A 9,577-nucleotide genomic window follows, 5' to 3' on the forward strand; every position below is an offset into this window, starting at 1 on the left:
TCCTTGCCCCGCCGTTCGTGCTGGAGGCGACCGCCGCGCATGAAGTCGCGCATCGGGTCCATATGAACCACGGCCCGGCCTTTCACGCGCTGGTCGCGCAGCTGCTGGACGACGATCCGGCCCCGGCCATGGCGTGGTTGCGGCGCCACGGCGCGACGCTTCACTGGATCGGGCGTTCGACCTGACGGTACTGGTTTCGGCTCGATTGTTCGCGCGGCGTGATTTTGACGACGGGGGGCGGCGGGCCGTTATAGGCGCGGGGGGCGGGTACGACGACAGGTGGTCGCTGCTCAGCCGGTCGGCGGCTCGTCTCGCGCCCGGTCGGTTCGCGGGTCGGCTCACGCCGGGGCTCGCGCGGCTCGCGCCCGATCGCCCGGTCTATCCAGCCTTGGTCGAATCGTTCGGGTGCCGGTGCCGTCTCGCCCTCGTCGGCGGGATCGCCGAACTCTCCGCCCGGATAGGGTGCGCCCTCCACCCCCTCGCCCGGCTCAAGGGGATTACCGTCCGGGTCGACCAGCATCGCGCCGTTGTCCGGCTCGCCCAGATAGGATTCGGCGTCCGGCTCGAGCTGCCATTCGGGCAGCGTGACCTCGGTGTCGAACGCCTCGACCGGGCGGTTGCGCACGGCCTTGCCCATGAAACTTGCAAAGGCCCGCGCCGGGGCGGTGCCGCCCTGCAATCCGCCGACGGGGCGCGAATCGTCGCGTCCCATCCACACGCCGGTGGTGATCCCGCTCGAAAAGCCGATGAACCAGCCGTCCTTGTTGAGCGTGGTCGTGCCGGTCTTGCCCGCGACCGGCCGGCCGATCTGCGCCGCGCGCCCGGTGCCGGTGGCGACCGCGGTCTGCAGCAGGTCGGTCATCTGCGCCGCCACGAACGGCGCGACCAGCACGCGCGACGTGTCGACCTGGTGCGCATAGATCGTCTCGCCATTGGCGGTCACGCGGGTGATGCCGAACGGGGTCACCGCAACGCCCTTCTGCGCGACCGAGGCAAAGGCGCGGGTCATGTCGATCAGCCGGACGTCCGATGTGCCCAGCACCATCGCCGGCTGGGTATCCACCGGCGTCGTGATGCCGAACCGGCGCGCCATGTCGGCGATGGTGACGAAGCCGATTTCCTGGCCCAGGCGCGCGGCGACCGTGTTGATCGAATAGGCGAAGGCGGTCCGCAGCGTCATTTCGCCGTTGAATCGCCCGGAACTGTTGCGCGGGCTCCACCCGTTGATCGTGATCGGGGCGTCGACGACCATGTCGGTCGGCTTGAAGCCGTTTTCGAGCGCGGCAAGATAGACGAACAGTTTGAACGCCGATCCGGGCTGGCGCGTCGCCTGGGTGGCGCGATTGTAGATCGACGACACATAATCCTTGCCGCCGACCATCGCCCGGACCGCGCCGTCGCGGTCGAGCGCGACCAGCGCGCCTTGCGACCCGGCGGGGGCAAAGGCGCGGATCGCGGCGTCGGCGTCGCGCTGCATCGACAGGTCGAGCGTGGTCCACACCTCCAGCGGCGCCTGGGTCTCGTCGATCAGCAGGTCGAGCTGGGGCAAGGCCCAGTCGGTGAAGTAGCGCACGCTGTTCTGCTTGGGCTCGGGGGCGAGTTTGACCGATTGCGGTGCCGCCGCCGCGGCTTCGTCGGCGGTGATCGCGCCGGTCTCAACCATCAGGTCGAGGACGACGCTGGCCCGGTCGATCGCGGCTTCGGCGTCCGCGGTCGGCGAATAGCGCGACGGCGCCTTGACCAGGCCGGCGATGACCGCGGCTTCCGACAGCGACAATTGCGTCGCCGGATGGCCGAAGAAGCGGCGCGATGCCGCGTCGATGCCATAGGCGCCGCCGCCGAAATAGACCTTGTTCAGATATAGCTCGAGGATCTGGTCCTTGGTGAACTTGCGCTCGATCGCCAGCGCCAGCACCATTTCGCGCAGCTTGCGGCTGACATCGTATTTGTTCGACAGGAAAATCGTGCGCGCGACCTGCTGGGTGATCGTCGATGCCCCCTGCAGCCGGCGGCCGGTGCCGCGATTGTCGATCGCGAACTTGGCGATGCGGGCGAGCGCGATCGGATCGACGCCGGGATGCGCACGGAACCGGCGATCCTCGACCGCGATCATCGCGTCGCGCATCACTGGCGGGATGCGGTCATAGCCGATCCATTCGCCATAGCTGGGGCCGAGCGAGGCGATGATGGTGCCGTCGACCGCGCGCACCTGGATCATCTGGCCATTCTGCGATGATTTGAGCGCGGCGAAGCTGGGCAGCGACGCGCGCGCGCTGAACACCGCGACGGTCAGCGCGATCAGTGCGAACAGGCCGACGATCGCGCCGGCCACGACCGTCCAGCCGAGGATGCGGCGCCAGCGGCGCGGTTTGGAAGCGGAACGTGCAGCCATCGAAGCGACGTGGATTAGGGGCTAAGTGCCCTGCCCACAAGCATCACGCGGCGTCGCTCGCCTCCCCCGCGCTCCGCGCCCGGAAATCGAGCGAGGCGGAGTTGATGCAGTAGCGCAGGCCCGTGGGCGGCGGGCCATCGGGAAAGACGTGGCCGAGATGCCCGTCGCAGACCGCGCAGCGGACTTCGACGCGCCGCATGCCGTGGCTGTCATCGCCATGCTCGGTGACGTTGGCCGCGTCGGCCGGCTGGGTATAGCTGGGCCAGCCCGAACCCGAATCATATTTGTCGACGCTGTCGAACAACACGGTGCCGCATCCGGCGCAGCGATAGACGCCGTCGGCCTTGTTGTTGTTGTACCGCCCGGTGAACGGCGGTTCCGTCCCGGCTTCACGCAGGATGTGATAGGCCTCCGGCGACAGCTTCTTGCGCCACTCGGACTCGGACAGGTTGATCGTGGTCATGGCGCATGATGTGTGGTGTCGCGCTGCGCCCGTCAATCCACCTTTGCATCGCCTTGCGGTGCCGGTGCGGCCATGGCCCAATAGAGTTGCGCCGGCGGCACGTTACGCCACAGCATGTCGTGGTCGATCCGCGGAAAATGCGGGGCGAGGAACGCGCGGACCTTGGGTGAGAACTGATAGACGAGGAACGCGCCGCCCGGGCGAAGCACCTCCGCCGTCGCTGCCGCGATCTTGTCGCCGACGCCCGGTGGCAGCGTGGAAAAGGGCAGGCCCGACAACACATAGTCGGCGTGCTCGTGACCGTGTTCGCGCATGATGCGCCCGACATCCGCCGCCGATCCGTGCACCGCGATGAAGCGGGGATCGTGGATCGTCGCGCGCAGATAGGCGATGAAATCCGGGTTGGTGTCGATGACCAGCAGCGTCGCGTCGGGCGCCAGCCGGTCCAGCACCGGACGGCAGAACGTACCCACTCCCGGGCCATATTCGACGAACAGCCGCGTCCTCGACCAGTCGACCGGCTCCAGCATGCGACGGATCAGCACGCGCGACGACGGGATGATCGATCCCACCATCACCGGATGCTTCAGGAAACCGCGGAAAAACATCGCGGCCGCCGAGGGGGGCCGTTCGTGCCGTCGGGTCCGCGGCAGCGGGATTGAGGAATCACTATAGGTCATGGGAGCCACAAGAACGCGCAATGATTGGGAAAGTGTCACCGTCAGTCCCAAAATTGCAAAGACTTTGCAAGCTGGCGTATTTTGCCGCCGCGTCTGCCCCTGCTGCGCTTGCGCGTGTCACGCTTGCCATTATCGGCGCGCCGCGTCATGCGCGGGCCGTCATGCGCAACCGCCGCCGCGGCGAGATCGCCGTCATCTTCCAGTCGCGCCGCCGGCCCGGCGACGATGCCGCCTATGCCGCCGCGGCGCACGCGATGGAGGCGCTGGCGCGCGAACAGCCGGGCTATCGCGGCCATGAACATGCGCGCGGCGACGACGGTTTCGGGATCACGATCAGCTATTGGGCGGATGAAGCCAGCGCGATCGCCTGGCGCGACCATCCCGAACATCGACGCATCCGCGATCTCGGCCGGGCGCACTGGTATGCGGATCATGAGACGATCGTGACGCGGGTCGAGCGTGACTATCGCTGGCAGGCGGAGTGAGGGATGGTCCGGTTCGATCGCACATTCGCGCTGCTTTTCACCGTCATGCTCGCGATCGCCGCGGGCAACACCGCGCTCCAGTCGGTGCTGCCGGCGCTCGGCCGATCGCTCGGCGTCGCGGACAGCGCGGTGGCGGCGGCATTCTCGGTGTCGGCGCTGCTATGGGTCATCGCCGCGCCCTTCTGGGCGAACCGGTCGGACCGGACCGGGCGGCGGCTGATGGTCCTGGTCGGCATGACCGGCTTTTCGGTGTCGCTGTTCCTGTGCGGCATCTTCCTGGTCGCGGGCATCAACGGCTGGATCGCACCGTCGGTCGCGTTTCTGCTCTTCATCGGCGGGCGGCTGATCTACGGCACGTTCGGTGCCGCCGCGCCGCCCGCGGTCCAGGCACTGGTCGCCGGGCGGACCAGCCGGGAGGAACGGACGCGCGCCTTGTCGCTGCTCGCGTCCGCATTCGGGCTGGGGACGATCCTGGGCCCGGCCTTCGCGCCCTATCTGGTGCTCGGCCATGCCGGCCGGATCGAGATCGGCCTGGCGGGCCCGGCCTTCGTCTTCTGCGCGTTCGGCGTCCTCGTCACCCTGGCGGCCTGGCGATACCTGCCGCGCGACGGGGCGGTGGCCCATGCCACCGGTGCGGCGGCGAGCTATCCCTCGATCGGCGGCCAGAGCTCGGGCGCATCGGTTACCGCGGCCACCGCCGAAGGGGGCGAGGCGGTCGGCTATCTCGATCGCCGCATCCGCACCTGGATCGTCATCGGACTGGCGATGGGCCATGCCCAGGCGATGACTGGCCAGGCGATCGGCTTTCTGGTGATCGACCGGCTCGCGCTCGCCCCCGCCGACGCGCTCCAGCCGACCGGCCTGGTGCTGATCATGGGTGCGGGCTCCGCGCTGCTGGCGCAATGGGGGATTATCCCGCTGCTCGACCTGCGGCCGCGCCAGCTCGTGCTATGGGGCGTCACGCTGGCGGCCGCGGGCTCGGTGATGACGGGCCTTGCCACGTCGCTCTATGGCATCGCCACCGGCTTTGCGCTGGCCTCGCTCGGCTTCGGGTTCATCCGGCCGGGGTTTACCGCCGGCGCGTCGCTGGCCGTCGGTGCGGCCGCACAGGGATCGGTGGCGGGCAAGATCACCGCGATCAACGGCGCGGCGTTCGTGCTCGGTCCCTCGATCGGCGTCCTGCTCTACGAATATTGGCGGCCGCTGCCCTATCTGGTGGCGGCGAGCGTCCTCGTCCTGCTGCTCGGCTACGCAGCCGCGCGGCTCAGTCGGGGCGATCGCGCGGCGCCAGCATCCCCGGCGCAATGAAGCCGATCGGCTGCAACGCCACCGCGTCCTGCTTCAGCCGCGCCTGCATCGCTTCATAGTCGCGCTCGACCTCCGCCGACACCGACGCCCGCGAATCGGCGAGCGCCGCGTCGAAATCGGCGCGGGTCACGTCGTCCGCCCCCATCGACCGGCGCAGCGCGAACAATCCGGCACGCCGGACCACGTCGGCCAGGTCGGCACCGGTGAACCGCTCGGTCCGGGCCGCCAGGTCGTCCAGATCGACGTCGGCGGCGAGCGGCATCTTCGCGGTCTGGATGCCCAGGATGCGCGCACGCCCGGCCGCGTCGGGCAGCCCGACATAGACCAGCTCGTCGAACCGCCCGGGACGCAGCAGCGCCGGGTCGATCAGGTTTGGGCGATTGGTCGCGCCGATCACCACCACCGCCTGCAGGTCCTCCAGCCCGTCCATCTCGGCCAGGATCGTGTTGACGACGCGCTCGGTCACCTGCGGCTCGCCCATGCCGCCGCCGCGCGCCGGCACCAGCGAATCGAGTTCGTCGATGAAGATGACACACGGGGCCACCTGCCGCGCGCGCGCGAACAGCTTGGCGATCTGCTGCTCGCTCTCGCCATACCATTTGCTCAGCAGGTCGGACGATTTGGTGGCGATGAAATTTGCTTCCGCCTCGCGCGCCACCGCCTTCGCCAGCAACGTCTTGCCGGTGCCCGGCGGGCCATAGAGCAGGAAGCCCTTGGCCGGCCGGATGCCCAGCCGGCGGAACGCCTGCGGGTTCTTGAGCGGCAGCTCGACGCCTTCCTTCAGCCGGATCTGCGCATCGTCCAGCCCGCCGACATCTTCCCACCGCACGCGCGGTGCCTCCACCATCACCTCGCGCATCGCCGACGGCTGGACGCGCTTCAGCGCCTCCAGGAAATCGCGGCGCGTGACCGACAGCGTGTCGAGCACCTCGGGCGGGATGCCGCCTTCGGCCAGGTTGAGCCGCGGCATGATCCGCCGCACCGCCTCGATCGCCGCCTCGCGGGTCAGCGCGCCCAGATCCGCTCCGACAAAGCCATAGGTCGTCTGCGACAGCTCGTTGAGGTCGACATCCTCGGCCAGCGGCATGCCGCGCGTATGGATGCCCAGGATCTCGCGCCGGCCGCGCTCGTCGGGCACGCCGACGATGATCTCGCGGTCGAAGCGGCCGGGACGGCGCAGCGCCTCGTCGATCGCTTCGGGCCGGTTTGTGGCGGCGATCACCACCACGTTGGCGCGTGCCTCCAGCCCGTCCATCAGCGTCAGCAGCTGCGCGACCAGCCGCTTTTCCGCTTCGCCCGTCACCTGGCCGCGCTTGGGCGCGATCGAATCGATCTCGTCGATAAACAGGATCGACGGCGAGGACTTGTTGGCTTCCTCGAACACGTCGCGCAGCCGCTTTTCCGACTCGCCATAGGCCGAACCCATAATCTCGGGCCCGTTGATCAGGAAGAATGCCGCATCGCTTTCGTTGGCGACCGCGCGGGCAAGCCGCGTCTTGCCGGTGCCCGGCGGCCCGTGGAGCAGCACGCCCTTGGGCGGATCGACGCCCAGACGCTGGAACAGCTCGGGATAGCGCAGCGGCAGCTCGACCATCTCGCGCAGCTGGTCGATCGTCGCGCTCATGCCGCCGATGTCGTCATAGGTCACATCGGCGCGGCGGCTGTCCTGCGGCTCCTCATAATCGGCGCGCAGCTCGATCTCGGTGTCGGCATCGATATGGACCACGCCGCGCGGGCTGGTGCCCAGCACGACCATCCGGATTTCCTGCAGCGCATAGGCGGGCGCGCGGGGAAATTGCGCGATGCTAGGGGGAAAATCGTCGACGCGCTGCTGGCCGACGGTGGCGACCACGTCGCCCTGGCACAGCGGCCGGCCGACAAAGGTGCGCTTGAGCGCGGTGCCCGATCCCTGGAGCCGCAGGTTCTTTTGTGCAGGCGCAAAGACGACCCGGGTCGCGGGCTTCGATTCGGCGCGGCGGATTTCGACGAAGTCGCCCGACCCGACGCCCGCATTGGCGCGCTGAAGCCCGTCGATGCGCAGGATCTCGAGCCCCTCGTCTTCCGGATAGGGCAGCACCGCGCGCGCCGGAGTCGCGCGCTTGCCGACGATCTCGATCACATCCCCCTCGGCCAGGCCGAGCGCGGCCATCAGCGCGCGGGGCAGGTGGGCGAGGCCGCGGCCGCTGTCCTCGGCACGCGAATGCGCGACCTGAAGCCGGCGGACTTGTTGTTCTTCATCGGCCATGCGCGCCCCCTTGTCGGTCTGGGTTCAAACGCGCCAAGTGGGGTGTCGGTCCCAGCGAGTCGAGGGGGCCTCTTGCGAAAAAAAAGGGCCGGTCCCGAAGGACCGGCCTTGAAAGTTTTAGGAGAGGATGCCTGAAAGGCCTCACCTATGTGCGCTGCGTCATCCTTTTGTGCAAGTGCGAAAAGAACAAAGCCGATTGCAAGTTTCGCAATCGGCGACAAACGATCGCAATCGCCGGTTCGGCCGCTTGTCTGTTCCCGCACCGCACCGCACAATGATCTGCCATGCGCCGCCTTCCGCCCCTGACCGCGATCGAAGCGTTCGTCCATGTCGCGCGCCTGGGCTCGCTCAAGGCCGCGGCAAGCGAGCTTGCGCTGTCGTCGCCCGCGCTCAGCCGCCGGGTCCAGGCGCTGGAACGTTTCGTGGGGAAGGCGTTGTTCGAGCGCCGGCATCAGGCAATGGTCCTCAATGCCGACGGGGAACGGCTGCTGGCGCAGATCGCCCCTGCGCTCGATACGCTGGCCGATGCGGTCGAAGCGATGTCGACCGGCGGCGACGTGCTGCGGCTGCGCCTGGCTGTCCTGCCACTCTTCGCCTCGCAGCGGCTGATGCCACGCCTGGGCGACCTGCGTCGCCAGCATCCGCGCCTCCATCTCGACGTCGATACGACGAGCAACGCGCTCGCCCGGCTCGGCGACGGGATCGACGCGGCGATCGTGCTGGCGCCCGCGGTCGATCCGCAATTCCACAGCGTTCGGCTCGACCGCAACCGCGTCTATGCGATCGGCGCGCGGGCGCTGGTCGAGGGGGACGCGCCGGTGCGCCACCCCGCACAGATGGCGGGCCTGACCGCGCTGGTGCATCGCGACATGCCCAACACCTTTGCCGAATGGCGCGTCGCCATGGGGGTTCCCGACCTCGAGCCGCTGGCGATCGATCATTTCGATTCGGGCGCGTTGATGCTGGAGGCCGCCGCGCTCGGCATCGGCGTCGCGTTCATGCTCGAATCGCATTTCGAGGGCGCGCGCGACGACCGGCTCGTCCGCCTGTTCGACGCCGCGGTCGACAGTGCCTACAGCTACTGGTTCGTCTGTCGCCGGCGCGCGCTCGATCAGCAGCCGGTCCGGCTGTTCCACGACTGGCTGGTCGCGACCGTCGCCACGACTGCGGAGTGATCCGAAAACAGACGGCTCGGGTCAGACATGATCGTCACCCCGGCCCTGTGCCGGGATCCACCGTGCCGCCTTCAACGCGCCGGCAATCCTTACATGATCCAGGCGGCATACAGCGCCGTTGCCCGCACGGATTGCGCCCTGTCGAGAGGTAGACCCCGGCGCAAGGCCGAGGTGACAGGTGAGGTCTGGCGTTCGTTCAGCTCAACCGCGATCGAGGCCAAAAGGCTTCAAGCCGCGCCGGCCTTTACGATCTTGCCCGGATTGCGCGGCGGCTCGCCCTTGGGCAGCGCATCGACATGGTCCATGCCGTCGGTCACTTCGCCCCAGACGGTGTACTGGCCGTCGAGGAAGGTCGCATCGTCCAGGCAGATGAAAAACTGGCTGTTCGCGCTGTGCGGATCGGCGGTACGCGCCATCGAACACACGCCGCGGACATGCGGCTCGCGGCTGAACTCGGCGCGCAGATTGGGCTCGTCCGATCCGCCCATGCCGGTGCCGGTCGGATCGCCGCCCTGCGCCATGAATCCGTCGATCACGCGGTGGAACACCACCCCGTCGTAAAAGCCGCGATTGGCCAGCGTCGCGATCCGGGCGACATGGCCGGGGGCGAGGTCGGGGCGCAGCCGGATGGTGACGTCGCCGGTGTCGAGCGTCAGGGTCAGGGTGGTGAATTCGGACATCGGTGCAGCTCCACGCGGCGAAAGGAATGAACGCCCCCTAGGCGCGGCTGGGCGTCCAGGCAAGGCGGGCCGCGGCCGTCGGTTGTTCGCGCGCCGCCGACGCGCTAGGGCGGGACAGGAGTGACACGCGCGACCGGGGAGGGGCGGGG

General features: G+C 68.7%; 9 protein-coding genes. 4 read left to right on the forward strand and 5 right to left on the reverse strand.

Features of this window, described 5'->3' with window-relative positions; genetic code table 11:
- A partial coding sequence (locus tag AX709_RS00005) for a M48 metallopeptidase family protein (protein WP_156454078.1) occupies positions 1-185 on the forward strand: 185 nt, incomplete at its 5' end.
- Here the strand turns inward: AX709_RS00005 and AX709_RS00010 are convergent.
- The 3 genes from AX709_RS00010 to AX709_RS00020 are packed head-to-tail and all read right to left on the reverse strand — an operon-like array spanning position 161 to position 3,463.
- Entirely contained in the window at positions 161-2,392 is a 2,232-nt protein-coding gene (locus AX709_RS00010) for a transglycosylase domain-containing protein (protein ID WP_082731550.1), read from the reverse strand. The two genes, AX709_RS00005 and AX709_RS00010, sit on opposite strands and share 25 nt — an antisense overlap.
- 43 nt (positions 2,393-2,435) lie before the next feature.
- A complete protein-coding gene (msrB, locus tag AX709_RS00015) occupies positions 2,436-2,855 on the reverse strand; it encodes a peptide-methionine (R)-S-oxide reductase MsrB (RefSeq protein WP_066483277.1) in 420 nt (139 codons plus the stop codon).
- 32 nt (positions 2,856-2,887) lie between these two features.
- Complete coding sequence (locus AX709_RS00020; protein ID WP_231726120.1) at positions 2,888-3,463, reverse strand: class I SAM-dependent methyltransferase; 576 nt, start codon at positions 3,461-3,463, stop codon at positions 2,888-2,890.
- 233 nt (positions 3,464-3,696) lie between these two features.
- Between AX709_RS00020 and AX709_RS00025 the strand changes: the two genes are divergently transcribed.
- Together AX709_RS00025 and AX709_RS00030 are read left to right on the forward strand one after the other, a co-directional pair.
- Entirely contained in the window at positions 3,697-4,020 is a 324-nt protein-coding gene (locus AX709_RS00025; protein ID WP_066545432.1) for an antibiotic biosynthesis monooxygenase family protein, read from the forward strand.
- Positions 4,021-4,023: 3 nt separating this feature from the next.
- Positions 4,024-5,328 carry an MFS transporter gene (locus AX709_RS00030; RefSeq protein ID WP_066545434.1) on the forward strand — a complete coding sequence of 435 codons (1,305 nt, stop codon included), beginning with the start codon at positions 4,024-4,026 and terminating at the stop codon, positions 5,326-5,328.
- On the opposite strand, the gene AX709_RS00035 is transcribed toward AX709_RS00030, so the two are convergent.
- Complete coding sequence (locus AX709_RS00035) at positions 5,285-7,573, reverse strand: CDC48 family AAA ATPase (protein WP_066483290.1); 2,289 nt, start codon at positions 7,571-7,573, stop codon at positions 5,285-5,287. The genes AX709_RS00030 and AX709_RS00035 overlap by 44 nt on opposite strands.
- 284 nt (positions 7,574-7,857) lie before the next feature.
- Between AX709_RS00035 and AX709_RS00040 the strand changes: the two genes are divergently transcribed.
- Positions 7,858-8,748 (forward strand): LysR substrate-binding domain-containing protein, encoded by an 891-nt coding sequence (locus AX709_RS00040; RefSeq protein ID WP_066483293.1) that lies wholly within the window; start codon positions 7,858-7,860, stop codon positions 8,746-8,748.
- 227 nt (positions 8,749-8,975) lie between these two features.
- Here AX709_RS00040 and AX709_RS00045 read toward each other — a convergent pair whose 3' ends face one another.
- A complete protein-coding gene (locus AX709_RS00045; RefSeq protein WP_066483296.1) occupies positions 8,976-9,428 on the reverse strand; it encodes a peptidylprolyl isomerase in 453 nt (150 codons plus the stop codon).
- Positions 9,429-9,577: the final 149 nt, after the last annotated feature.

This window comes from Sphingomonas sp. CCH15-F11 (assembly GCF_001557005.1).
Classification (GTDB): Bacteria; Pseudomonadota; Alphaproteobacteria; order Sphingomonadales; family Sphingomonadaceae; genus Sphingomonas.